At 41.8% G+C, this 25,622-nt stretch carries 21 protein-coding genes and 1 pseudogene; 11 read left to right on the top strand and 11 right to left on the bottom strand.

What is annotated here, in order from left to right; genetic code table 11:
• From BV214_RS16715 to BV214_RS17110, 5 genes and pseudogenes are all read left to right on the top strand, one after another.
• Positions 1 to 1,359: pseudogene (locus BV214_RS16715) on the top strand (TMF family protein); the annotation flags it as partial.
• Positions 1,360 to 1,378: 19 nt separating this feature from the next.
• The gene (locus tag BV214_RS03830) at positions 1,379 to 2,533 is read left to right on the top strand and encodes a gliding motility-associated C-terminal domain-containing protein (RefSeq protein WP_086476164.1); all 1,155 of its coding nucleotides are present in this window, start codon (positions 1,379 to 1,381) and stop codon (positions 2,531 to 2,533) included.
• Positions 2,534 to 2,842: 309 nt separating this feature from the next.
• A complete protein-coding gene (locus BV214_RS03825; protein ID WP_086476163.1) occupies positions 2,843 to 3,577 on the top strand; it encodes a M15 family metallopeptidase in 735 nt (244 codons plus the stop codon).
• Between the two features lie 309 nt (positions 3,578 to 3,886).
• Positions 3,887 to 4,651 (top strand): M48 family metalloprotease, encoded by a 765-nt coding sequence (locus BV214_RS03820; protein ID WP_086476162.1) that lies wholly within the window; start codon positions 3,887 to 3,889, stop codon positions 4,649 to 4,651.
• A 134-nt stretch (positions 4,652 to 4,785) separates the two neighbouring features.
• Positions 4,786 to 4,953, top strand: a complete 168-nt coding sequence (locus BV214_RS17110; protein ID WP_317045160.1) for a DUF6747 family protein — start codon at positions 4,786 to 4,788, stop codon at positions 4,951 to 4,953.
• Between the two features lie 105 nt (positions 4,954 to 5,058).
• Here BV214_RS17110 and BV214_RS03815 read toward each other — a convergent pair whose 3' ends face one another.
• Complete coding sequence (locus tag BV214_RS03815) at positions 5,059 to 5,454, bottom strand: ankyrin repeat domain-containing protein (RefSeq protein ID WP_086476161.1); 396 nt, start codon at positions 5,452 to 5,454, stop codon at positions 5,059 to 5,061.
• A 226-nt stretch (positions 5,455 to 5,680) separates the two neighbouring features.
• On the opposite strand from BV214_RS03815, the gene gpmI reads away from it, so the two are divergent.
• The 3 genes from gpmI to BV214_RS03800 all read left to right on the top strand — a co-directional run bounded on the left by gpmI (position 5,681) and on the right by BV214_RS03800 (position 9,014).
• Positions 5,681 to 7,198: a 2,3-bisphosphoglycerate-independent phosphoglycerate mutase gene (gpmI, locus tag BV214_RS03810; protein ID WP_086476160.1), complete on the top strand. Its 1,518-nt coding sequence runs from the start codon at positions 5,681 to 5,683 to the stop codon at positions 7,196 to 7,198.
• Between the two features lie 78 nt (positions 7,199 to 7,276).
• The gene (gene map, locus BV214_RS03805; RefSeq protein ID WP_086476159.1) at positions 7,277 to 8,095 is read left to right on the top strand and encodes a type I methionyl aminopeptidase; all 819 of its coding nucleotides are present in this window, start codon (positions 7,277 to 7,279) and stop codon (positions 8,093 to 8,095) included.
• A 145-nt stretch (positions 8,096 to 8,240) separates the two neighbouring features.
• A complete protein-coding gene (locus tag BV214_RS03800; protein WP_086476158.1) occupies positions 8,241 to 9,014 on the top strand; it encodes a class I SAM-dependent methyltransferase in 774 nt (257 codons plus the stop codon).
• Here BV214_RS03800 and BV214_RS03795 read toward each other — a convergent pair whose 3' ends face one another.
• The 8 genes from BV214_RS03795 to BV214_RS03760 all read right to left on the bottom strand — a co-directional run bounded on the left by BV214_RS03795 (position 9,015) and on the right by BV214_RS03760 (position 16,590).
• Positions 9,015 to 10,046 carry an FAD:protein FMN transferase gene (locus BV214_RS03795; protein ID WP_086476157.1) on the bottom strand — a complete coding sequence of 344 codons (1,032 nt, stop codon included), beginning with the start codon at positions 10,044 to 10,046 and terminating at the stop codon, positions 9,015 to 9,017. It lies immediately after the preceding gene.
• Positions 10,024 to 10,383: a Na(+)-translocating NADH-quinone reductase subunit F gene (locus BV214_RS03790; RefSeq protein ID WP_086476156.1), complete on the bottom strand. Its 360-nt coding sequence runs from the start codon at positions 10,381 to 10,383 to the stop codon at positions 10,024 to 10,026. The genes BV214_RS03795 and BV214_RS03790 overlap by 23 nt, the downstream gene beginning before the upstream one ends.
• A gap of 102 nt (positions 10,384 to 10,485) precedes the next feature.
• The gene (gene nqrF, locus BV214_RS03785) at positions 10,486 to 11,793 is read right to left on the bottom strand and encodes an NADH:ubiquinone reductase (Na(+)-transporting) subunit F (RefSeq protein WP_086476155.1); all 1,308 of its coding nucleotides are present in this window, start codon (positions 11,791 to 11,793) and stop codon (positions 10,486 to 10,488) included.
• 2 nt (positions 11,794 to 11,795) lie between these two features.
• Entirely contained in the window at positions 11,796 to 12,536 is a 741-nt protein-coding gene (nqrE, locus tag BV214_RS03780) for an NADH:ubiquinone reductase (Na(+)-transporting) subunit E (RefSeq protein WP_086476154.1), read from the bottom strand.
• Positions 12,537 to 12,560: 24 nt separating this feature from the next.
• The gene (locus BV214_RS03775; protein ID WP_086476153.1) at positions 12,561 to 13,208 is read right to left on the bottom strand and encodes an NADH:ubiquinone reductase (Na(+)-transporting) subunit D; all 648 of its coding nucleotides are present in this window, start codon (positions 13,206 to 13,208) and stop codon (positions 12,561 to 12,563) included.
• 3 nt (positions 13,209 to 13,211) lie between these two features.
• Entirely contained in the window at positions 13,212 to 13,967 is a 756-nt protein-coding gene (locus tag BV214_RS03770) for a Na(+)-translocating NADH-quinone reductase subunit C (RefSeq protein ID WP_086476152.1), read from the bottom strand.
• A 2-nt stretch (positions 13,968 to 13,969) separates the two neighbouring features.
• Positions 13,970 to 15,238 carry an NADH:ubiquinone reductase (Na(+)-transporting) subunit B gene (locus tag BV214_RS03765; protein ID WP_086476151.1) on the bottom strand — a complete coding sequence of 423 codons (1,269 nt, stop codon included), beginning with the start codon at positions 15,236 to 15,238 and terminating at the stop codon, positions 13,970 to 13,972.
• A gap of 2 nt (positions 15,239 to 15,240) precedes the next feature.
• Positions 15,241 to 16,590: a Na(+)-translocating NADH-quinone reductase subunit A gene (locus BV214_RS03760; RefSeq protein ID WP_086476150.1), complete on the bottom strand. Its 1,350-nt coding sequence runs from the start codon at positions 16,588 to 16,590 to the stop codon at positions 15,241 to 15,243.
• Between the two features lie 150 nt (positions 16,591 to 16,740).
• Here BV214_RS03760 and BV214_RS03755 point away from each other — a divergent pair, with 150 nt between their 5' ends.
• The 3 genes from BV214_RS03755 to pruA all read left to right on the top strand — a co-directional run bounded on the left by BV214_RS03755 (position 16,741) and on the right by pruA (position 20,855).
• Positions 16,741 to 17,985 carry a type IX secretion system plug protein gene (locus BV214_RS03755; RefSeq protein ID WP_086476172.1) on the top strand — a complete coding sequence of 415 codons (1,245 nt, stop codon included), beginning with the start codon at positions 16,741 to 16,743 and terminating at the stop codon, positions 17,983 to 17,985.
• 449 nt (positions 17,986 to 18,434) lie between these two features.
• Positions 18,435 to 18,821 carry a Co2+/Mg2+ efflux protein ApaG gene (gene apaG / locus BV214_RS03750; RefSeq protein WP_086476149.1) on the top strand — a complete coding sequence of 129 codons (387 nt, stop codon included), beginning with the start codon at positions 18,435 to 18,437 and terminating at the stop codon, positions 18,819 to 18,821.
• Between the two features lie 405 nt (positions 18,822 to 19,226).
• Complete coding sequence (pruA, locus tag BV214_RS03745) at positions 19,227 to 20,855, top strand: L-glutamate gamma-semialdehyde dehydrogenase (RefSeq protein WP_086476148.1); 1,629 nt, start codon at positions 19,227 to 19,229, stop codon at positions 20,853 to 20,855.
• A gap of 105 nt (positions 20,856 to 20,960) precedes the next feature.
• On the opposite strand, the gene BV214_RS03740 is transcribed toward pruA, so the two are convergent.
• Positions 20,961 to 22,190 carry a multiheme c-type cytochrome gene (locus BV214_RS03740; RefSeq protein ID WP_086476147.1) on the bottom strand — a complete coding sequence of 410 codons (1,230 nt, stop codon included), beginning with the start codon at positions 22,188 to 22,190 and terminating at the stop codon, positions 20,961 to 20,963.
• A gap of 108 nt (positions 22,191 to 22,298) precedes the next feature.
• Entirely contained in the window at positions 22,299 to 25,607 is a 3,309-nt protein-coding gene (locus BV214_RS03735; protein WP_086476171.1) for a VCBS repeat-containing protein, read from the bottom strand.
• Between the last annotated feature and the right edge of the window lie 15 nt (positions 25,608 to 25,622).

The following is a 25,622-nucleotide window of genomic DNA, read 5'->3' as shown; positions in this document are numbered from 1 at the left end:
GCCTTTAACGGATCCGTAGATTTGTCGGCGCTACCCGGTGGAGGAAGCACCGTTGCGGTAGACAATACCACCATAGAAGGAGATGGGGATACCCAACCGTTAAAAGTTAAGTTAGGAGGAATTACAAGTTCGGAAATTTTTGATAGAAGTATCCAGGGGGAAGACATTAACCAAATGGGTGCTGCAACAGATCAAGTATTAAAATGGAACGGATCTGTTTGGGCTCCTGCAACAGAAGCAGCTGGAACAATAGTGAATGCGGGTGATGGGCTTTCTCAAAATGGAAATGATTTTGATGTCGATCCCCTATCAGGTGATGTGACAGGACCAACAAATGCAACCGTAATCGCCAATAACGCCATCACCTCCGCAAAGATTTTGAATGGCACTATTTTAGGGGAAGACATCGGCCAAATGGGGGCTGCAACCGATCAGGTATTAAAATGGAACGGAACCGTATGGGCACCAGCAATAGATGCGGGGGGCGCTGCATACACGGCGGGAAGCGGACTCACACTGACTGGAAACGACTTTTCGGTTGACGACCTTGCCGGGGAGGTGACAGGACCAACAAATGCAACCGTAATCGCCGATAACGCCATCACCTCCGCAAAGATTTTGAATGCCACTATTTTAGGGGAAGACATCGACCAAATGGGGGCTGCAACCGATCAGGTATTAAAATGGAACGGAACCGTATGGGCACCAGCAATAGATGCTGGCGGGACAATTTTAAACGCGGGCATTGGGCTTTCTCAAAGTGGTAATGATTTTAATGTCGACCCCCTCTCAGGTGATGTCACAGGTCTTACAAATGCAACCGTCATCGCCAATAACGCCATCACCTCCGCCAAAATATTAAATGGAACCATCCTTGATGCTGACATTAATGCTGGCGCTGCCATAGCTGGATCAAAAATACTCCCAAATTTCAATCTAGCAATTACCACAACAGCAGGTCTCTCCGTTGGTGCCGATATATTATTAAATGGAAACTTAGTTCTCCCCGACTACGTTTTCCAAAAATATTTTGAGGGGACCTCCTCCATAGACAACACTTACCAATTTAAAAGTCTGTTGGAAATTGAAGCTTTTGTAAAAAAGCACCATCACCTCCCAGGGATTAAGTCGGCAGCCGAGGTGAAAGCAGATGGCTTTTGGAACTTGAGTGAATCCAACCTACAGAACCTAGAAAAAATTGAGGAGTTGTACCTGCATACTATCGAGCAGGAAAAGAAAATTGAACAACTAAAAAAAGAGAACGCTAGCCTCTCCAATGAGTTAAGCTCCATAAAACAGGACTTGCAAGAAATACGGTCGCTCCTCAACAACAAGCAGGAATCAAAGAATAATAAGTAGCCCAAGTCCAATTAGAAAAATGAAAAAGGCACACAGCATCTTCGCCATTTTGTTCAGCCTAGGTCTACAGGCCCAAACGGCTATGTACAATATCGGCAATATCCGAATCCACCAGCAGGGCCAGATTGGCTTTCACACCAACCTGATCAACAATGCCGCATTTGACCAAAATCTGGGCCTAGCAGGATTCTACGGCAATGACCTCCTTAGGGTATCCGGCGCATTTGCGCCTACTTTTTACGATATGGAGATTGCCAATGAGCAAGGGCTTCAGCTAGATACCGGGATAAACGTTCTACACAATACCAATTTTATAATCGGGAATATTATTACTCCAAGACCCCAGCAAGATGTATTTCTTAATTTTTTGGAGGAGGCAGATTACGTGGGAGTAACAGATTTTTCCAAAGTAGACGGTTATGTTACCGCCAACCAGGTTCGAAATTTTGATTTTCCCGTTGGAGATGCCTCCCAGCTCCGAGCACTAGACCTAAACAGTAGCGGCATCAATGCCATTGTAAAATGTGCCTATTATCGGGCTAATGTAGCGCAACCCTCCAATCCGTTTCCAGGATTTGATACCAGCCAAAAACTAGATTCCATAATAAACATCAGCACCAAAGAATTTTGGCATCTGGAAGCCAATTTGCCCTCAACCATTCAAATAAGCTGGAATCCGAATAGTGATATTGCCGCCTTAACACAGAATGTTGCCCATATTGTACCAGTTGGATGGAGCATTTCCCAGGAAGCTTGGGTGAACCTTGGGACCACCTCAGTAGTGGGTAGCCTGGATTTAGGAATATTGGTATCCAAAAGATTTACCCCCTCAGACTATGCCGTTATTACCTTTGGCAGCGTTTCCACAACAGACGAAGCTCCTACACTAGACAATTACCTAGTAACTCCGAATGGGGATGGGGTAAATGATTTTCTTAAACTGGAAGGTCTAGAATCATCCAAAGACTACATGCTAAGGATCTTTGATAGGAATGGACTAAAAGTCTACGAAGAAAAGAACTATACCAACGGTTTTACGGGCTACTCCAATATTAACAACCTAGTCATTAATCGGGATCAAGGCCTTCCAAATGGTGTCTATTTCTACATTGTGGATATGAAGGACCTCAATAAAAGCCATCAGGGGTATTTGTATTTGGAAAGGGCAAGGTAGGTTATAGAGTATTGAGTACAGAGTAGTGAGTAGTGAGTGTACTTCCTAAACAATTTTCCCCTAAAATAAACCTGTCAGATCCCACATTGTTGGGTGGAGCCCGCGTTTCAAAAGCCATCCGCAATCGGGAACTTATCTCAATATAGTGAATCAACTCACTTAAGAATTTCCAGTTAAAACCAACAACTTTACCTTCAATCCAGCGTTTATTCTTAGGTATTGTTATATTTAGAAACTTAACGGACTATCTGGCAGTGTTATGGTGTTAGATAGCGTAGATAAATACAACTATTAAAACCGTATTGCCCTATGCAACGAAGAACCTTCATTAAAAAAACCGGGTATACTGGCTTGGCCCTTTCAGTGATGCCTGGTCTTACCCTTTCCCAGGATCCCGAATATTCCCTGGAAGAATTAATGGGAAAAAAAGACATACCCTTGTTTGGGAAGGATATTAATCTTAGAAAAGACGCCCACGATGCCTTTGTGGAAATGAGGAAGGCAGCCTATGGGGACGGAATAGATTTAAAAGTAGTTTCCAGTTTTAGAAGCTTCTACCGGCAAGATGCCATTTGGGAACGAAAATACCTTCAGAACACCAATGAAAAGGGTATGACAAACCTTGCAGCCATAGAAAAGATAATAGAATACTCTACCATTCCGGGTACTAGCAGACACCATTGGGGGACCGATGTGGATATTATTGACGGCTACCGTAAAACCACTGGTAGCGTACTAAGTCCCCAAAAATTTGAAGAGGGAGGTCCCTTTGCGCTATTTAAACAATGGATGGACGAAAATGCCAATAAGTTCGATTTCTACCTAGTCTACACCAACGATCCAAAACGCAAGGGTTTTAAATACGAGCCTTGGCACTACAGCTACGCCCCTATTTCCAAACCCATGCTAAAAGCATTTCGCAAAAAGAATATCGCCAAATTGATTATGCAGGAAGACATAATTGGAAAGGAACACTTTACCTCTGGATTTCTAAAAAGCTATATACAAGACCATATTTTAGATATAAATTCCGCCCTACTGTAACCATATTTTTCGTAAATTGTTACCTAAGCACCAGAACTATTTAGAGGTGAATATTCTATAGCGGCTTGCTATATGTATTCAGGCATTAAGGGCAATCTTAAGGAGCTGCTGGGTCGTTTTTTTCAAAGGATTTAAATACAATTGTAGGGGTTTCCCATCTACTAATGCAAGCTTCCTTTGGAGATCTACGGCAAGCACCGTGGGCAAGGGAATACTCAGAACTAGTAGCACTTAGATTATTTTAACGCCCTATCTGCAAAAGCAGGGGGAAGATCAGGATTGTTGTGGCGATATCAATGCTTGACAATTATGGGAAGGAATTGGAGATTCAGGATTTTAATTGGCGTGGCCATTGTGGCCTTCGCCTATATACAGCGCTGTACCAATAAGGAGGAAAATCCGTATACCGGCAGGGTGCAAAACATTAGCATGAGTACGGAACAGGAAATTGCAATTGGCCTACAAAGTGCCCCGGAAATAGCCCAGCAGTATGGCGGACTCTATCCCGATGATCAGTTGCAAAACTATGTGGATCAAGTGGGGCACAAATTGGTGAATAACAGTATTGCAAGTGAAACTCCCTACCGCTACGAATTTCACTTACTGGCAGATAACCAGACCATCAATGCCTTTGCGCTTCCCGGAGGACAGGTATTTATTACCTATGCCCTTTTTTCCAAATTGAACGAAGCCCAACTGGCTGGCGTTTTGGGGCACGAAATAGGCCATGTAATAGGCAGACATTCCGCCGAAAGGATTGCCGAGGGCAACTTTTGGAAAACCGTCTCCGTAGGGGCTTCCGTAGGAGCGGATGCCGGGGATATTGTAGGTCGTATAGGACAGAACACCTTGCTAACCAATGGTAGGGAAGACGAGCTAGAAAGCGATGATCTAGGAGTCCTATTAATGCTTCGCTCCGGATACAACCCACAAGAAATGATTCGCGTCATGGAGATCTTAAAGGAAGCCGCTGGCCCCAATAGGGTACCCGAATTTAAAAGTACCCACCCTGACCCGGACAATAGGATCGAAAAAATTAAAGCAGCGATTAAAAAACACCAAAACAAACTATAAGGGTGATGCATCCGTTGGGTTCCATGCAATAGTTTCTCAATATTTTTTTGTAACTTGCATAGATTCCCAAATACTTTACCCTTTACCAATTTAACCCTTATAGCTTTGATTATCACCAATCTAAAGACAACTATATGGGAACACTATTACACCTTAAGAACCTTTACGTAGGGGCATTTGAACAATGCAGGCCGTTAATTGCCGTATTCCTTTTAAAACTGTATTCCGTTTTTTGCTTCATTATGTTATCCCTGGCATTGTATGCCTTTATGTACAGATTATTTACAGGCTTTGATTTTTAGCATTCAAGGAGCCCTCTATTTGTACATTTAGCAAATTCTAGAAACCAAAAGGACCTATCGTTTCCTTACGATAGGTCCTTTTGGTTTTAGGCAACAGCCTACGTTCTATTTCATAGAATGGGCATTAATAACCGCCAGCGCTTCCTTGGCATTGGAAAGTTCGGCATGCTTTTTTGCATTATAGCCACTTTCGCACCTAATGCTTGGATCAGCACCATTGTCCAATAAGAGTTTTACTATTTCAGCCTTGTTGTAACGGGCAGCAAAAATTACCGGGGTTTTACCCAGTGATTTTTTATTCACATCCTCCCCCAAAGCTATTAGTCGTTTCACAGTTTGTATATCCCCTTTTATAATAGCCTTACAAAAAGAGTTCAGTTCCCTGGTGGTTTCCATCGGCAAGGAGCTGGACACCCCCTGTAAATCCATAGGTTTTTCGGCACTAAAGCCGGGTACTGCGCATAATATTGCCCAGGCAGCGATTACGATTGTTTTTCTCATGATGAATAAGATTTAATTAAAATAGTTTTTGATTGTACTTAATAGACCACACCTTTCTTATTTTGTTATCAATCGTTAACAAATAACATAATTTTAACATATTGAATACATCGGGATTACGATTGCATTTTCTTAAAAGATTGGGGGAGTATTTTAAAATTCCTATCGCAAATTCTAGCAATCCTTAGGCAATAGTTTTATTTTTGACCTGTATAACAATAATCATATGAACAAGAAAGTAATCCTAATGATTTTGGACGGTTGGGGAAAATCTCCTGACCCCAAAGTATCTGCAATAGAAAATGCCAACACCCCTTTTATAGACTCCCTTTACACCAAATATGCCCACGCAAATTTACTGACCGATGGTATGCATGTAGGCTTGCCGGAAGGGCAGATGGGTAATAGTGAGGTAGGGCACATGAATTTAGGGGCCGGAAGAATTGTTTACCAAGACCTCGCTAAAATAAACTTAGCCATAGAAGAGGACACCTTAAAGGAGGTACCAGTATTAAAAGAGGCCTTATTGCACGCCAAAACCAACAATAAAACGGTTCATTTCCTTGGGCTGTTGAGTGATGGGGGCGTACACAGTCATACTTCCCACCTAAGAGGTCTAATAGATGCCTGTGAAAGCTATGGCATTAAAAACAGCTTTATACATGCCTTTACCGATGGTAGGGATGTAGACCCAAAGAGTGGCGTTGGTTACCTAAAGGCGATCAATGACTACTGTGCCGATAAGAATGTACAATTGGCGAGCGTAATCGGACGCTATTACGCCATGGACCGTGATAAAAGATGGGAGCGCGTAAAAATGGCCTATGATCTTTTGGTAAATGGCACAGGTACCAAGACACAGGATATTGAAGCGGCTGTTCTAAACAGTTACGAAGAGGGAATTACCGATGAATTCTTAAAGCCCTTATCCATTACCAATGACCAAGGAGCACCCTTGGCAACCATAAAGAACGATGATGTAGTTATCTTCTTCAATTTCAGGACAGACCGGGGAAGGGAACTAACACAGGTATTGAGTCAGGTAGACATGCACGAGCATAACATGCACAAGCTAGACCTTTACTATGTTACCATGACCAACTATGACGAATCGTATCGCGGGGTAAAAGTAATTTACGATAAAGACAATATTGAGGAAACCTTGGGCGAGACCTTGGCCAAGGCCAACAAGAAACAAATCCGAATTGCAGAGACCGAAAAATACCCCCACGTTACCTTTTTCTTTAACGGAGGAAGGGAAACCCCGTTTGAGGGAGAGGAACGGATTCTTTGCCCCTCACCTAAAGTAGCTACTTACGATTTAAAACCAGAGATGAGTGCCTATGAGATACGCGATGCAATCATTCCCGAATTGGATAAAGGGGAAGTGGACTTTGTGTGTTTAAATTTTGCAAACCCCGATATGGTAGGCCATACCGGAGATATGCAAGCTGCTATAAAAGCCTGTGAAACTGTGGACAGCTGTGCTAATTCGGTGATTACTGCCGGACTCAATAACGGTTATACCACCATAGTGATTGCAGACCATGGCAATTGTGAAACCATGATTAACCCCGATGGAAGCCCCAATACGGCACATACTACCAATCCTGTACCTCTAATTTTGGTGGACAAGGATTTAAAGAACATTCAGGATGGGGTGTTGGGCGATATAGCCCCCACCATCCTTAGCTTAATGGGAGTAGATCAACCAAAAGCAATGACTGGGAAAAGCTTGGTTTAAATAACAGGTTTTGGGACCAGGTAGGTCCCAAAACCTGTTATTGCCCATTTTAAAAGTAATGTTTTACCTTTGCAGCCTATGATTATAATAAAAACACCAGAAGAGATAGAATTGATGCGCGAGAGCGCCTTGATTGTTAGTAAAACCTTGGGAATGCTGGCCAGTGAGGTAAAACCTGGCGTAACCACCCTACAATTGGATAAACTGGCGGAAACCTTTATTCGAGATCACGGGGCAGAACCCGGATTTCTTGGAATGTATGATTTCCCCAACTCCCTTTGTATGAGTCCAAATGCCCAAGTGGTACACGGAATTCCCAACGACACCCCATTAGAGGAGGGTGATATAATTTCCATAGACTGTGGGGCCTTGAAGAATGATTTTTACGGAGATCATGCCTACACTTTTGAAGTAGGTGAAGTTTCCCCTGAAGTAAAAAAGTTGTTGGAAGTAACCAAGGAATCCCTGTATGTAGGAATTCGGGAATTTAAACTTGGTAATCGCGTAGGCGATGTGGGCTATGCTATTCAAAAGTTCACAGAAGATCACGGTTATGGAGTAGTCCGAGAACTAGTAGGTCATGGCATTGGCAGAAAGATGCATGAAGATCCCGAAATGCCCAACTATGGAAAACGTGGTCGCGGAAAGAAATTTCAGGAGGGAATGGTTGTTGCCATAGAACCTATGACCAATATGGGAACTCGTAATATAAAGCAATTGAGCGATGGTTGGACCATACTTACCAAGGACGGAAAACCAAGCGCCCATTTTGAGCATAATGTCGCTATTGTAGATGGTAAACCGGAGATTCTCTCCACCTTTGCCTATATCTACGAAGCCTTGGGCATTAAAAGTAACGAGGAAGACGAATTCCGCCAAAAAGCACTGGTACTATAACAAACTATTTTAAGGCTCCTGTTTATACCAAACAGGAGCTTTTTGCATGCAATAACGATTCTTTTCAGCATCCAATTGGCAAAATGTCTGTCCACCCCCTAATAAAATTCACGCGCCCTATTCCTAGGAGCTCTAACATTTGAAGATGGCATTAAAAAAAGTTTTTAAGCTAGTCCTTAATACGGTCCCCAGACCGGTGCTAATTAAATTGAGCCTCATGGCCAGGCCGATATTGGAATTGTCTATGCGTGGCAGTAAGTACACCGACCCCATAGATGGGAAATCTTTCAGGAAATTCCTTCCCTATGGCTATGAGCATTCGCGAGACAATGTGCTATCGCCCTCTACCCTATCCCTTGAGCGCCATAGGCTATTATGGTTGTACTTAAAAAACGAAACCGATTTTTTTGATAGCCCCCTTAAGGTTTTACACTTTGCTCCAGAGCAGGCCTTTTACAAGCGCTTTAGAAAACTAGAAAACTTAGATTACACCACCACGGATTTAAATTCTCCCTTAGCAGATATCACAGCGGATATATGCGACCTTCCTTTTCAAGACAACACCTACGATGTGGTATTGTGCAACCATGTACTAGAACATATCCAGGACGACGAGAAGGCAATGTCTGAGCTCTACAGAATATTAAAGCCCGGAGGCTGGGGAGTTTTCCAGATCCCTCAGGATTTAAATAGGGCCCAGACTTTTGAGGACAACAGCATAACGGACAAAAGGGAACGGGCCAAAATATTTGGCCAGTACGATCATGTTCGCATCTATGGAAGGGACTACTTTGACAAATTAAGAGCAATTGGATTTAAGGTAACCGAGGTAGATTACACCAATTCCAAACTCAGTCCGGAAGAAGTAGATCGCTACCGATTAAGTCCTGGTGAAATAATACCTGTGGTCACCAAATAATTACTTTATAAGCATCTTTTTAAAGCCTTCCGTCATATACTCTTGTACCGCTCCGGCATCGTCCAGATAGATGATGTAACCTTCTAGCAATTGATCTGCCTCTAAAACCTCCTTGGAGCGTGTTAAGTCCATCGCCATTAAAGCAGTGGCATACGCATCTGCTGTGGCACAATCCTTGGCTACGACTGTGGCCGCTAGTATATTGGAGTTTTTGGTAAATCCGGTGAGGGGATCAATGGTGTGCACATATTTGGCACCCGTTTCCGGATCTATTTTAAACTTTCTGTAATTGCCGGAGGATGCCATGGCATTATCCTTCATATTGACCGTTTGCTTGGAGGTTCGCTCCCAATCCATTTGTGGATCGTCTATGGCTACCACCCATTGCTTTTTCCTGAGTGTATTTTCGCCCTTTGCCACCAGTTCTCCTCCAACTTCCAGTAGGTAGTTCTCAATGCCTTTTTCATCTAAGAATACCGCCAATCTATCTACCGCATATCCTTTTGCTATGGCATTAAAATCGAAATAGATATGAGGGTCTATCTTGGAGATGGTATTGTTGGGGGAAATATTGACCTTGTTAAATCCCACATAATGTAAAAGACTGTCTACACGCTCGGTATTCATCTCCAATTCCTTCCCTGGACCAAAACCCCAGGCATTAACCAAAACCCCTACTGTAGGGTCAAAATAGCCCCCAGTGGCGTTATATATCTTCTTAGAGAGCTCAAACACCTCCCGAAACATATGATCTACCACAACAGTAGTATCACCTCGGTTTATTTTGGAAATATCGGAAGTAGGGATATACGTAGACATAGACCGATTGATCACCTGAAAGATGGAATCGAATTGCGACTGATAATCCAACTCCTTTTCGGATATATAAATAAGGCTATAAGAAGTCCCTAGGGCCTCCCCCACGGCTACATTCTTTACCCATTTACCATTCCGTTGCCCACAGCTTATCACCAGTGAAGTAAGCACTAGCGCTAGCAAGCCTATAATCTTATATCTTAACAAGTCCTTCATAATCCAATATATAATCTTCATTTAAATAAACAGGCAAACTTTTATCCAGGGCGTTGTAGAGCCCTACCCCAGCATAATAGGCCTCTGCCTCATGCTTCTCTGCGTGGTCTTTCATCTTTTGCATAAACTCCTCATCGTATTTAGTAGGGTCTAGGGGATACGATATACTACGCACTACAATAAAGTGTAATCTCTTATCCTTTAAACATACAAATTGGGGGTTCTTTTTAGGCTTACTATTGATTCCCATAAACTCATACCCTTGGGCCTCCAACTCCTTTCCCACAATATTCATGGCCAGATTATGCAATTCCTGACTGGTTAATGCTCTCCTCATTGATACTAATAAAGTTAATTTATAGTAGTAAAAAAATAGACCTGTCTTGTTTATAAAACAGGACAGGTCCATAAAATAACTTAGATGAAAATCAATTTTGGATTATCCTCCAAAATCATCAAATCTAATATGCTCATCTGGGATTCCAAAATCCTCTCCCATTTTCTGTACTGCTTTGTTCATCAATGGAGGTCCACAGAAGTACAATTCAATATCCTCTGGGCTTTCGTGATGATCAAGGTAATGCTCTATCACACAGTTGTGAATAAACCCTACAAATCCGTCACCAGGAGCATCGATATTCTCTTTTACTTTCCAATCGTCTTCTTCTAACGGCTCAGAAAGTGCCATATAGAATTTGAAGTTTGGGAATTCTTCCTCTAATTTCTTGAAATGATCTATATAGAACAATTCACGTTTAGACCTACCACCATACCAATAAGTAACCTTTCTATTGGTCTTTAAGGTGTGGAATAGGTGATATAGATGCGATCTCATTGGCGCCATCCCTGCACCTCCACCAACGTAGAGCATTTCGGACTCAGATTCGTTGATAAAGAATTCACCATAAGGACCAGAAATGATACACTTATCGCCTTTTTTCAAGTTAAAGATATAGGACGATGCAATCCCTGGATTAACATCCATCCAATCGTTCTTTGCTCTATCCCATGGCGGAGTGGCAATACGAACGTTCAACATAATCTCTCTACCTTCTGCAGGGTAGGAAGCCATGGAGTACGCTCTTTCTACTGTTTCCGTGTTTTTCATCACCAACGGCCACAGGTTAAATTTATCCCATTCTGCCTGGAACATATCGGGGCTAGCGTGCTCCTCTGGGTGTGCAGTAATATCCATTTCGGAAAACTTAACCTCACACTCAGGAATCTCGATCTGGATATAACCACCAGCCTTATATCCCATATCTTCGGGAATTTCAACTACGAATTCCTTAATAAAGGAAGCTACGTTATAGTTTCTTACTACAGTTGCCTCCCATTTCTTAATACCAAAAACCTCTTCAGGGATGGTAATCTCCATATCCTGTTTTACTCTTACCTGGCAAGACAGACGTGCTCCTTCGCTTAATTCCTTTCTAGAGAAATGTGGCGTTTCTGTTGGTAAAGCTTCTCCACCTCCAGATAGAACGTGACATTCGCACTGAATACAGGTTCCTCCTCCACCACAGGCCGAAGGAAGGAAAATTTTCTGGTTTCCTAAAGTAGTCAATAAGGTATCCCCAGATCCTACTTCTATCTTTCTCTCCCCATTAATGGTGATGGTAACGGGTCCTGATGGGGATAATTTCTCTTTGGTGAACAGCAAAAGTGCCACCAACAATAACAATAGTATTAAAAACGCAATTACTGTTATCAGAATAGTTCCAAGTGTGCTTGTAGCTAATATCATCTCTAGTTGTTGTTATTTATAAGGTTGTTGAAGGAAACGGTGTTTTCTTTAACCTCTTCCGTTACTTTAAGCTCCTTTTCTTTTTGTGCCGTAGTATTCACTTCTTCTTGCGGTGCTTCATCCCCTCCGGTCAACATACCTCCAAAGCTCATAAACCCAATAGCCATTAGCCCTGTAATAATAAAAGTAATACCAAGACCTCTTAATGGGGCAGGCACATTAGAGTATCTAATTTTCTCCCTAATGGCTGCAATGGCCAAGATGGCAAGGAACCATCCAATTCCAGAACTAAGCCCGTAATTAAAAGCTAATCCCAAGGTTTGGATATCCCTAGACTGCATAAACAAAGATCCACCTAATATGGCACAGTTTACCGCAATCAGGGGCAAGAAAATCCCCAGGGAATTATAAAGGGCTGGTGAAAATTTCTCTACCACAATCTCTACCAATTGCACCATAGTAGCAATAGTGGCAATAAATAGGATAAAAGAAAGGAAGCCAAGGTTATAATCTGCATATTCTGGTCCTAACCAGGCCAAAGCCCCATCCCTAAGAAGGTACTGATCTAACAACCAGTTTAAGGGTACTGTAACGGCTAATACAAAAATAACGGCCGCTCCTAAACCTACTGCAGTAGCTACCCTTTTGGATACCGCCAAATAGGAACACATTCCCAAGAAGGTTGCAAACACCATATTATCTATAAATATGGATCTAAAAAATAACTCTATATGTTCTAACATAACATTCTATTATTTTGGTAACTACTAGTTTTCTTCAATTAAGTCCTTGTTTCTAGAACGTTGTACCCATATAATGAGTCCAACCACAATCAATGCCATGGGCGACAACAACATAAATCCATTGTTCTCGTACCCTATTGCATATAGTCCGGTTTTAGCGATGGGATCTCCCAATACTTTATAACCAAGTAAGGTCCCGGAGCCCAACAACTCTCTAAAGAATCCGATGATGATAAGGATAACCCCGTATCCGGCGGCATTCCCTATTCCGTCCAAGAAGGATCTCCAAGTTCCGTTAGCCAAGGCAAAAGCCTCAAAACGTCCCATAATGATACAGTTGGTAATAATTAACCCCACAAAAACCGAGAGGGTCTTACTAAGCTCATAGGCAAAGGCCTTTAGAACCTGATCCACAATAATCACAAGGGTCGCCACAACGACCAATTGCACAATAATTCTAATTTTTGATGGGATGATGTTTCGCATCAAGGAAATAACAACGTTCCCCATTCCCATTACAAACAGTACCGAAATAGACATCACGATGGACGCTTTTAATTCGGCCGTAATTGCTAGAGCGGAACATATCCCCAGTACTTGAATAGTAATTGGGTTGTTATCCGATAGCGGATCTAATATTAGACTAGTATCTTTTTTTGAAAGTAGTGCCATAGTTTAATTTTTAACTCTTATGGTTTCCAAATAAGGTTTATATAATTTTAAAGTTTCTCTGATCATGGCAGTAACACCATCCCCAGTAATCGTAGATCCTGCCAATGCATCTACTGCATTATCGTCTTTACGCTCATTGGTAGGGTCATTGTTTCCTTTGGTAACAGCAACTCCAACGTATCTACTTCCGCTAAGTACAGACTCTCCAATGAAATCGTCCATGAAATAACGCTGGTTAATGTTAGCTCCCAAACCTGGGGTTTCCCCTGCGTGATCGAAGAAAACTCCTTGCACTACCATATTCTCATCCAAGGACATAAAGCCCCAAATAGCATCCCAGAGTCCTTTACCTCTCATAGGAATAATGTAGTACTTCTGTCCGTCTTTTTCACCGATAAACAAAGGAAGCCTTCTTACCTCCCCTGCCTTGGCACGGGTTTCTTCTTTCTTAAGATCTATCAAATAAGCATTTTCGTCCTTAGTAACCTCTTCGCCTTCAATAATCAGCTGCTCAGTGATATATTTATTAAACTCGCCAGCAACCGTACTAGTGGAAACGAAATTCACACTTCCTTCATCATCCCCATTCTCATTTACGCCCATGGCATAAAGAATGTTCTGCTGCTTCTCTAATCTTTCGTTTTCACTGATCCTATCACTAAGTGATGAAGCCATAAAAGCCAAAAGAGATCCTACGATGACCACCATAATGGCGGCAAAAATTACCGTGTAACTATTCTTTTCTGTATCAAATGCCATGTCTATACTGTTTCTGCTTTTAATTCTTCTGCTTTTCCTTCACCATCGGTAGGTAACACCATAGCGTTTTTTGCACGCTTCAACCTTTTATTAATATTTCCTTTAACCACGTAATGATCAATTGTAGGAGCAAACACGTTCATCAACAAGATGGCCAAGAAAACGCCTTCTGGATAGGCAGGATTGAATACTCTAATCAAAACAGAGATAAATCCTATCAAAAATCCATAGATCCATTTTCCACGATTGGTTTGCGACCCGGTCACCGGATCGGTTGCCATGTACACAATACCAAACGCCAATCCACCTACAATTAAGTGTTTCCAGTACGCAAAGCTCATAAGGCCGTAAAATGTACTATACTCGGGAATCCAACCTGCAGCTACCACGCCATTGAAAATAAGTCCCATAACCAAGGAACCTATAACGGCACTAAGCATAATCCTCCAGCTTGCAATCTTGGTAAACAATAAGAACAATCCTCCTAGTAGTATCAACAAAGTAGAAGTTTCACCTACAGACCCGGGGATAAACCCAAAGAACATATCTGCTACTGAATAAGACATCTCTGCCCCTCTTCCTTGCGCCAAGTAACCTAGAACGGTTTCTCCAGAAATTGCATCCGGACCACCAGCCAAGTCTACTGCTTGGTGTACCCATACCTTATCACCACTCATCCAAGTAGGATAAGCAAAGAACAAGAAGGCTCTAATGGTTAGTGCAGGGTTAAGGATGTTCATCCCTGTACCCCCAAAAATCTCTTTTCCAATGACCACTCCAAATACAACGGCCACAGCCAACATCCAAAGCGGCGTATCTATAGGAACGATTAATGGAACCAGCATCCCTGTTACCAAGTAGCCTTCCTCCACCTCGTGCCCTTTAATAACGGCAAAGATAAACTCGATGGTTAAACCCACCCCATAGGAAACAATTACCAATGGCAATACCGTCCAGGCACCCATGATAAAGTTTTCCCAAGTAATAAAATTCCCGAAAAGGGAAGCTTCCCTAGCTATTCCCTTGGCTGCGTCTACTGCAGCATAATGCTGATACCCAGCATTAAAGATTCCAAACAACAATACTGGAATCAGGGACATAATTACCGTATTCATGTTTCGCTTTAAGTCGTCCACCACGCGAATATGGGATCCGGAATGGGTTGTTTCGTTAGGCGAATACAAGAAAGTATGCAAGGCATTGAATGCGGGCGCCATTTTTTTACCCTTATACTTCTCCTTAAGTTGATGTAAATTATTTTTTAAGCTCATCTTTATCCTATTTCTTTATATAATAAATCCAACCCTTCCCTAATAATCTGCTGATGGGGCTGTTTAGAGACGCAAATAAATTCTGTAAGTGAAAAATCTTCCGGAGCTACTTCATAAAGTCCCAGTTGTTCCATCTCATCCAAGTCTTGCACCATACAAGCCTTTAACAATTGCATTGGGTAAATATCCAGGGGAAACACCTTCTCATAGAATCCTGTAAACACAAAGTTTCTATGCTCCCCATTGGTATTGGTATCCAAGTCGTACTTCTTATTAGGCTGTAACCAAGAGAAGGTTAGCGACCTAGTAGCGGAAATCTTATCAAAGACCGGCTTATTCCATCCGAACAACTCATAATCGTCCCCTTCAGGAATTACGGATACTGTATTATTATAGAAGCCTAAGTGGCCGTCTGGCTGTGTCTTACTGCCGGTAAGCACATCGCCATTGATAACCCTAAAATTATCTGTATTTACTCCGCTTGCATAAAGAAAAGTAGAAACCTCCGCACCAATCTTAGTGGTGTAATATTTAGGCGCCTTTACAGACGACCCCACCAAGGCAACTACACGCTCTGGATTATATTTTCCGGTTAACAACAATTCTCCGATTACCACAAGATCCTGCGGGGCAATGGTCCAAACAACCTCTCCTTTATTTACGGGATCTATCTTATTGATCTGAGTACCAACAAGTCCTGCCGGATGGGGCCCAGACACATTATGCAGCTCCACCCCTTCCATTCCAGAGAATAGGGATTGCGTGCCTTTGCCAATTGAAACATGCACCTTGCCGGGGGTTAATTTACCCAAGGCAGTCAATGCCGCCTGAATTTCCTTTTCCTTACCTTTAAGGGAATACTCCAAGTCTGCAGCTAATGGACTGGTTACGTAGGCCGAAATAAAAATAGCCTTGGGAGTCCTCTCAGGATTTGCCACCATATCGTAGGGACGTTGTTTAATAAATGGCCAACATCCTGATTTTAACAGCAACGCCTTAATGTCCTCTGCATTAGCACTTGGTGCTACTGGGGCATGCTCAATGGATTCCTGATTCTTATCCGCCAGAATTTTCAACGTTAGTATTCTTCTCCTGGCACCTCTTTCCACCTCAATTAATTCTCCACTTACGGGCGAAACAAAGAGCATATCCTCCACGTTCTTATTAAAGAACAATGGTTCTCCTGCCTTTACCTCGGCACCTTGTTTAACTAACATTTTGGGAGTAATTCCGTGAAAATCTAGAAGATTGATCGCATAAACATTACTCTCTACTGCCTTGGAAAGAGACTTTTCAGCCTCCCCAATAAGATTAATGTTCAAGCCTTTCTTAATTCGAATGTCTTTTGACATATTTAGTAGACCTTAGGTTATCAAAATTTCGTGCAAATTTAGCACTTAATAAAACGTATTCATAATAATTACCAAATTATTTAGCGTTTAGACCGTGCAATGGACATTGGGGTGAGTTTTTGTTTAACTTTACCCAAAAAACTGGTCAAAATGCGTCGTATCGTCAGTCTTGCTTTCATCCTTCTCCATAGCCTTTATCTACAGGCCCAGGTACAGGAGGAAATAAATGCCCCCTCCCATATTAAGTCCGTCGTTTTTAAAGGCAGTACGGAAGACCAATTCCCCATAGTTCCTTTAGGCGCACCTATTTACCTGGAATTTGATGACTTATTTGCCAGCGAACAGGACTACTATTATAAAATTGTTCACTGCAACTATGACTGGACCCCTTCCACCTTATTAAAGTCGCAATACCTACAGGGTATGGATAATGAACGAATAACGGATTATCAAAATAGCTATTCTACCTTACAGCCATACTCCAACTACAAACTCACCATCCCCAATGCATACACCCAATTAAAGGTGAGCGGCAATTACCTACTAGAAATTTACAACAGCTATAATGAAATTCAATTTTCAAGAAGATTTTTGGTCTATGAAGACTTGGTGAAGGTAGGAGCTACCATAAAGCGATCTAGAGACTTTAACCACATAGACGAAAAACAGGTGGTCCATTTTAACATCAACACAAGCAACTACCCAGTATCTAACCCCAAAAGGGAAGTAAAGGTAGCCCTTATACAAAATTATCAATGGACTACGACCATCGGAAATATCCCCCCTCAATTTACCTTGGGCAATGAACTGGTCTACAAATACGACCAGGAAACCAGTTTTTGGGGAGGAAATGAATATTTTAATTTTGACACCAAAGACCTAAGAGCCCCCAGCTCCTCCATTTCCAAAATTGCCCTGACCGACCTCTATAACCACTACCTTTTTACGGACTACTATAGGCACAACCGCCCCTATACCTACTACCCGGATATCAATGGGGATTTTGTGATAAGAACCCTTCAAGGCACGGACTCCTCCAAAGAAGCCGAGTATACCTACGTACATTTTAAACTTCCCTATACAGAGTTGATTGGACTGGACGAAGTGTACGTTTACGGGAAATTTAACAATTACGCCATAAGCCCAGAGAACAAAATGACCTACAATGAGGAGACGGGAAATATGGAAGCCACGCTTAAGATGAAGCAAGGGTTTTACAATTATAAATATGTATTGGTAGGCCAAGACGGCAGCCTGGACCAAAACACCATATCCGGAAATTTCCACTTTACCGAAAACAATTATTTAATTTTGGTTTATTACAGGAAGTTTGGAGACCAGCACGATAGCCTCATTGGGTTTGGTTCCGTAAACTCTAGGAACATCACCAATTAAATGGCCGACCAGGCCCACATCCCAATAAAACTACCTCCTATTTACTTTTCCCGCTCATTTTAAATGAAAGTCAGGCTAGTTTCCTTGGGGATAAAGCCCCCAGCTCCATCGGCTTAGATGTTGAAATCTTGCAACTAAATCCATGTTTTTTATAATTACATCGAATAAATATGCCCAAATCTCTCAGTTGATAAATTCTTATTTATCTTGTTGTACTATAGCATTTTAACAATTACCTGTGTTAAAACTCAAGGCAGGTATAGTTTTATTCGTAATTTTACGTTTTTAGATTTAAGATAGCTGCAGATGAATAGTTTTATTGAACCATCTGCTACTACAAAAGAAAAAAATACGATTTAGGCAATTGGCCTACTTATAGGACCATTTGGAGCATTGCTAGTTTCCCCCTCAGAACCAGCTTATTTATAAATTAGTCAAAAGAGATCCTTATGATAACACAGGTAACCAAAGGAATTAAAATTTCGGTAAGCACCAATTTTGATGGGACATTTTTTAAGAATTACAAAGTGCATTTTGCCTTTGGATATACGATTACCATAGAGAACCAGAGCAAAGACCCAGTACAGCTTACCTCCCGTCATTGGCAAATTTATGACTCCTTAAACGAACTGGAGCTCTTGGATGGGAAGGGTGTTATTGGTCTTCAACCGGTGATACAACCTGGTGAATCCCATACCTACAGTTCTGGATGCCTTTTGGCCTCTACTATTGGTGCCATGAAGGGACATTATAATATGGTAACCTTGACCACTTCGGAGAATTTTAGGGTTTATATCCCCACTTTTAAATTTAGCGCCCCTTTTGCCCTAAATTAAATCCCTTAAAATCTTGGTTTCCCCATGCCATGAGCGATTTGCCCTGTGGTCTTAATTAGTGTTCATTCCTAGGATCAGCCCAGCAGATGCTTGTAACAAAAAAAAAGGAAACATGGACTTACTCCTTAAATAGTTGTTTACAGATGTCACCTAAATAAAAACCGATAGACTCCCAGGTAGGGGCTCCATCAATTACACAATAAAGGATATCCGCTAAAACCAGTGGGGTTGACATAGGCATGTAAACTCATCCTCACCCATAACAATCCCCCGAAATTAACTTCCCAAGCCTCCAGTTTCCTTTCTTGAAGGGCCTCATTTCCCCCATTCAGAATCTCGATATTTCCTACTTTATTTTCGCAGATGCTTTTAGTATCTTTGCGTAAATTATAACATATAATAATTATGGGTAAAGGTTTTTTTCAAGTACCTACTGCATATAACGAGCCAATCAAGAGCTACGCACCCGGATCTCCAGAACGGGAAGAGGTATTAATTCAGTACAATAGCTATTTCAACAACCAGGTAGATATACCTATGTACATTGGTAGCAAAGAGGTAAGAACGGGCAACACTGCCCCGATGTCACCTCCGCACGACCATCAGCATATTGTAGGTCATTATCACCTAGCAGAAAAGGAACACGTCTCGGAAGCCATCGCGAATGCTTTGGAATCCCGCGAAAAATGGGCCAATTTACCTTGGGAGCAAAGAGCTGCCATCTTTTTAAAAGCAGCCGATCTGATTGCAGGTCCTTACAGGGCTAAAATCAACGCTGCCACTATGATCGCTCAATCCAAAACCATTCATCAGGCAGAGATTGATGCAGCCTGTGAATTAATAGATTTCCTCCGCTTTAACGTGGAATACATGTCACAAATCTATGCGGAGCAACCAGAATCTTCCGAGGGGGTTTGGAACCGCGTTGAATATAGGCCATTAGAAGGCTTTGTATACGCTATTACACCGTTCAACTTTACCGCCATTGCAGGTAACCTTCCTGCCAGTGCCGCTATGATGGGGAATGTAGTATTGTGGAAACCTAGTGACAGTCAAATTTATTCTGCCAAAGTAATTGTAGACATCTTCAAAGAAGCCGGTGTACCAGACGGGGTTATCAACGTAGTTTACGGAGACCCCGCTATGATCACCAAGGTAGCCCTAGAGAGTCCAGATTTTGCTGGAATCCACTTTACTGGATCTACCCAAGTTTTTAAGGATTTATGGAAACAGATAGGGAACAACATCCACACCTATAAAACCTACCCAAGAATAGTAGGTGAGACTGGTGGAAAGGATTTTATCCTTGCCCACCCTACGGCAAATCCAAAACAGGTATCCACCGCTATTGTGAGGGGTGCCTTTGAATTTCAAGGACAAAAATGTAGTGCTGCCTCTAGGGTATACCTTCCAAAATCTATCTCTAATGAGATCTTAGATTTAGTAAAGGAAGACCTAGCATCCATCAACGAACCAGGATCTCCAGAAAACATGGGGAATTTTGTAACAGCCGTTATTCATGAAGCCTCTTTTGACAAACTGGCCAAGTATATAGACCAAGCAAAAAAGGATAAAAATGCCACCATCGTTGCCGGTGGTAACTACGATAAGACCAAGGGCTATTTTATTGAGCCAACGGTAATCCTTACCACGGATCCTAACTACACCACCATGGAAACTGAGCTTTTTGGGCCTATAGTTACCGTATATGTGTATGAAGACAAGGACTGGTCTGAAACCTTGAAGTTGGTAGATAGCACCTCGGAATACGCCCTTACGGGAGCCGTAATCTCCGGAGATCGTTACTCCATAGACGAAGCTACCAAAGCGCTTCAAAACTGTGCTGGAAACTTCTACATCAATGACAAACCTACCGGTGCCGTTGTAGGACAGCAGCCGTTTGGAGGTGCAAGAGCTTCTGGAACCAATGACAAGGCGGGATCTGCTCAGAACTTATTGCGTTGGGTTTCTCCAAGATTAATCAAAGAGACTTTTGTAACACCAACAGATTATAGGTATCCTTTCTTAGGGTAGTCACCTATGATCATTTAATATAAAATCCCGTAGCGAGCAGTTCGCTACGGGATTTTTCATTTGAAAAGGTCTTTTCTTAAGTATCACCAAGAGTCGATCCTCTATTTATTCCTTCCACAAGGATTCCGCATAGATTCCAATTAAATGGGATCTTATTTTAAAAGAGGTCTCCACACTATCTGGAGTCAATTGCACCATCATAGCCTTGGAAGGCTTGGAGGGCATATGACAACTTATACAATTATCCTGCATTTCGGTAGAAAGCTTTGCGTCTACGCTATAGTGCTTTTTCATTTCCCCATGACACGCAATACACTTCAGTATAAAAGACGCTATATCCCCTCGTTCTTTCTTATGGGGGTTATGGCAGGTGTTACAATCCATAGTAGGCGTCTCCTTAAAACATTCGCTTTGAATTAATAACCCATATTGATTCCCATGCACATCCAAGGTTTCCTGGGGTTTTCCAGAATCTATATTTCTGGAATGCTGATTTAGGTCTTCCCCAGTAAAATATGAAAACGCATCGCCCTTTAGTTGTACATCCCTTGGGCCGGAGTGACATTGCGCACATAGATCCAAACGCTGTTGCCTTAATAAGGTATCTATTTTAATAACGAATTTGGATTCACCCGCTTCTGGATGTTTTTGTTGATAGGCAACGTGTTTCAATGAAGGACCATGGCATTTTTCACAGCTTATCCCTAAAATCATCTTAGACCGGTCAAAGGAATTTCCCATGACTGACTCCCCTTTTTTCTCCGCATGGGTTACATGACATTTTAAACAGGCACTGCGTATAGGTCTTTTGGTATGATAGGATGGATACCCCGGACTATTCACCCAATTATCTGACTGTGAGTGGTAAGACACCTGGAGTTGGTATAAATCGTTTTCTTCCCAAGACAGATAAGACTGCCCTCTAACACCAGATCCAACAACCACATCGAAGGGCGTGGGTGGGAGTGCTATACTTCTATTTCTTATTTTTATGTACTGAAACAAAGAATCCCCTTCCTGCGTCATGGTAAAAGAAACATCGGCCAGATCTAGGCTATTGGCCCCAACCATAAAACTTCCTTTTACAGTGCTAGTATCTGCCACTGAGGAGGTATTGTAATGAGCGGTTTCCAAATAACTGTCATAGATATCGGCATGACATCCCATGCAGGTTTTAGAACCTACATAATGCTCCCCATTGGCATGCGTTGCCAAAATAGGCAGACTAAGGTAGTCTGACTCTTTATTAGCATTTTTACAATTAAACACCAATACTCCCAATCCCAGACCGGCTAATCCAAGTATCCAGCTTACCAATTGCTTCCTATTCCACATCTAGGTTCTTTTAAAAGGCGTTTTTAAAAACAATCCGGTGCATCCTTTAAGAGAATGCCCCACCAAAGACCAGGGAGTTGCGCTTGGTGGGACATGCTACAGCCAATCTTAAAGATTAACTTTTATCAATTGAAGGTAATCATCATTTTTAGCAACTAGAATATGCTTTTCTCCGTTGATGGTTATTGTTTCCATTCCACGAACATCCCCAACAATTTTAAGACCAGATTCTAACATTGTATTCGCTTTAAAATTCCCATCACCTAGCCCATTAAGAAACAACCCAAAGCTAGCATCGTTCCTAGGGGTTTCTACCTCGGAATTGTAAAGGTTCCCTGCCAACACTACATCCATATTCCCATCGTTGTCCAAGTCTTCCACCACAAACCTATTAATACTGGATATTTGTGATAGCTGTGGTAATTGTTTAGCAGTAAAAACACCTCCGTTATTCTCCAAATAAACATGCTTAAAGGAGGTTATTTCATAACTCAAGGACTCCTCCAACTTTTTATCCGTATAAATCTGATTAAGGGAGGCACTCGCAAAGGAATTGTAATCCTGAAACTTTGCCTTGATGGCGGGCATCTGTTGTGAGGAACATTGGCGCCCCCTAACCGGAAATTCCGTTTCCCCACTTTTATAACTCAACACAATATCTGGAGTGTTATTGTCATCAAAATCGTTTAAATACACCCTAAATGGAGTTTCCTCACTCGCTTGGTACTTATAATTCATTCCCAAATTTCCAATAATAATATCTTCATCTCCGTCATTGTCAAAATCGGCCTTCTCCATGGCAAACCACCATCCGGACGAAGGTCCATCATACATTTTACTGGAAACATCCTCGAACACGCCACGGGTATTTTTAAAGAATTTAATAGGCATCCACTCCCCTACTACCACTAAGTCTTCCCAACCATCGTTATCAAAATCGATCCAAACGGAAGCCGTAACCAATCCAAGGGATTTAAGTTCCGGAAGCACTTTTTCTGTAGCATCCCTAAATTTTATACCGTTTTCCGTACTTACATTTTCTAAAATATAGGAATCTGTGGGATACGGGTATTTTTTAGGCATCAACCTACCTCCTACAAACAGATCCAAATCCCCATCCTTATCATAGTCTGCTACGGAAACATTCATTCCACTGATTTTAAGATCAGGAAGCGCCTCCTTGTTTCTAACAAATTTATTATTTCCTAGGTTTTCATAGATTCTATCCTCATACCCTAGGGAATTAGGTTTAAATTCATTTCCTCCACTAGCAATATAAAAATCCATATCCCCATCGTTATCGGGATCAAATATGACAATACCCAAATCCTCATAGTATTTATCTTTTACTAGATCTGGGATTTCCAACTCTTCAAAGCTACCATCCCTGGTTTGTAAAAACACGGCTGCCGGTTGCCCAACGGCACCTCCAACAATATAATCGTCCAAACCGTCTCCATTTAAATCCCCTACCGCCAATGCCGGTCCTAAGGTGGAGTTTTTGTGGGGCAATAACACTTCAACCTCAAAATCATTGAACACATTTTCCTGATGCTTAAAAATATTAGGAGTATCAATGGTTTCGAACTTAGAAGCAACTACATGCGGCGAACTACCGATGGCCTCCTTTTTATCCTCCTTATAAGCTACCACAAGGCGCTGATTTGCCGCAATATCGTTTAGCTTGGTGATTGCGCCATTTGGCCATTTTACCACTAAACTATCCACTTGTTCCACATCTCCAAGTCCAAAATGCAACAAAGGTGTTACCGAGGACATATACCCTCTTACCGTATTATGTTCTTGCGCCTGCATTCCCTGCTTGGTATAGATAAAAACCCTACTACCATTGGGCAACACTTCGCCTCCGCCGTTCAGGTCTACGGTTAAATGGTTCTTCTCACTGGTGTTGTTTCTATAAACACTAGCAATATCTTCTAGGTTATTAACAATTAAATCTAAGTCGCCATCATTGTCCAAGTCGGCAAAAGCCACCCCATTAGAAAATGTTTTCTCTCCCAATCCCCATGCCTCGGATTTGTTGGAAAATGTAAGGTCTCCATTGCTATGGAACATATAGTTACTAAGCTTTTCGGAGGGCAGCTGCTCTAAATACTTTAACAACTTAACCTCTTCTTCTTTGTTCTTATAGTTGGGATCATTCTCCATTTTATCGAAAAACTCCCGGTGTTTGGCATAAAAGTCTTTATTATTTACATCCCTACGGATACCATTTGTCACAAATAAATCTTTCCATCCATCATTATCAAAATCGGCCATGAGTCCGCCCCAACTCCAATCCGTGGAAGACACTCCTGCCATTCTAGCGACATTGCTAAACAAAGGAAGTTCTCCCGCTCCATTACCATGGTTCAATTGCAGGGAGTTCTGCATATATTGATGGTGCAACCCTAGATCTACTGACCTATAAAAAGCATCCGGGTCCATGGAAGACATATTTGCTTTGGATCTAAAATTATCTTCGGCAGACATATCCAACTGAAAAATATCGAACAGGCCGTCGTTGTTAAAATCGGCTATATCCGCTCCCATTCCGAAAAATGAAGTTTGCTGTAAACTGGTATCTATTTGATTGGTAAAAGTCCCGTCCTGGTTATTAATGAATAAAAAATCGGGCGCATTAAAGTCGTTCGACACAAAAATATCTATATAGCCATCGTCATTAACATCGGAAGCCACCACGCCCAAACTTAGGCCGAATGAACTTAGGCCCGCTTCTTTGGTTACATCCGTAAACTTACCGTTATCATTTCTATAAAGCCTATCGGAATCCTTATGTTCGTGGTTGGTCAACATATAGTGATAATACTCTACGGGTGCCGTAAAACTGGTAGGCGGGTAGTTTATAACATATAGATCTAAGTCGCCATCATTATCATAATCAAAAAAAGTAGCGTGCATACTTATACCATCACAATCCACCCCGTATTCTGCACCCATTTCTGTAAAGGTATTATCCCCATTGTTGATATAGAGCACGTTATTATTGGGACCATATTTACCTCCCACAGCAATATAAATATCCACAAAACCATCTTGGTTTATATCTACAAAGGATGCCCCTGAATACCAACGATCATCGCCTTTTAATCCGGCAGATTCAGTAATATCCTCGAATTGCATATTGCCTTTATTGAGATATAGTTTGTTTTCTACCATATTCCCGGTAAAAAACAAATCTTCCAGACCGTCATTATTCACATCTCCAACGGCAACCCCACCTCCCAGGTACATATAGGGATAGGTAAAATAGTTATAGGTATGGGTTTCCGTAAGCTTATTATTGAAATCGATCCCCGTCTCACTGGAGGCTAACTTGGTAAACAAAGTATCGGATTTTGGCGTACAGGCCGCAACCAACAATCCCAAACAAAAAAGGTAAACAATTCTATGCATAATTAGTAGGTATTC

The organism is Arenibacter amylolyticus, from assembly GCF_002150785.1.
In the GTDB taxonomy this organism is placed as follows: Bacteria; Bacteroidota; Bacteroidia; order Flavobacteriales; family Flavobacteriaceae; genus Arenibacter; species Arenibacter amylolyticus.
The sequence above is the reverse complement of the archived record's forward strand: the minus strand, read 5'-3'. Positions and strand labels throughout refer to the sequence as shown.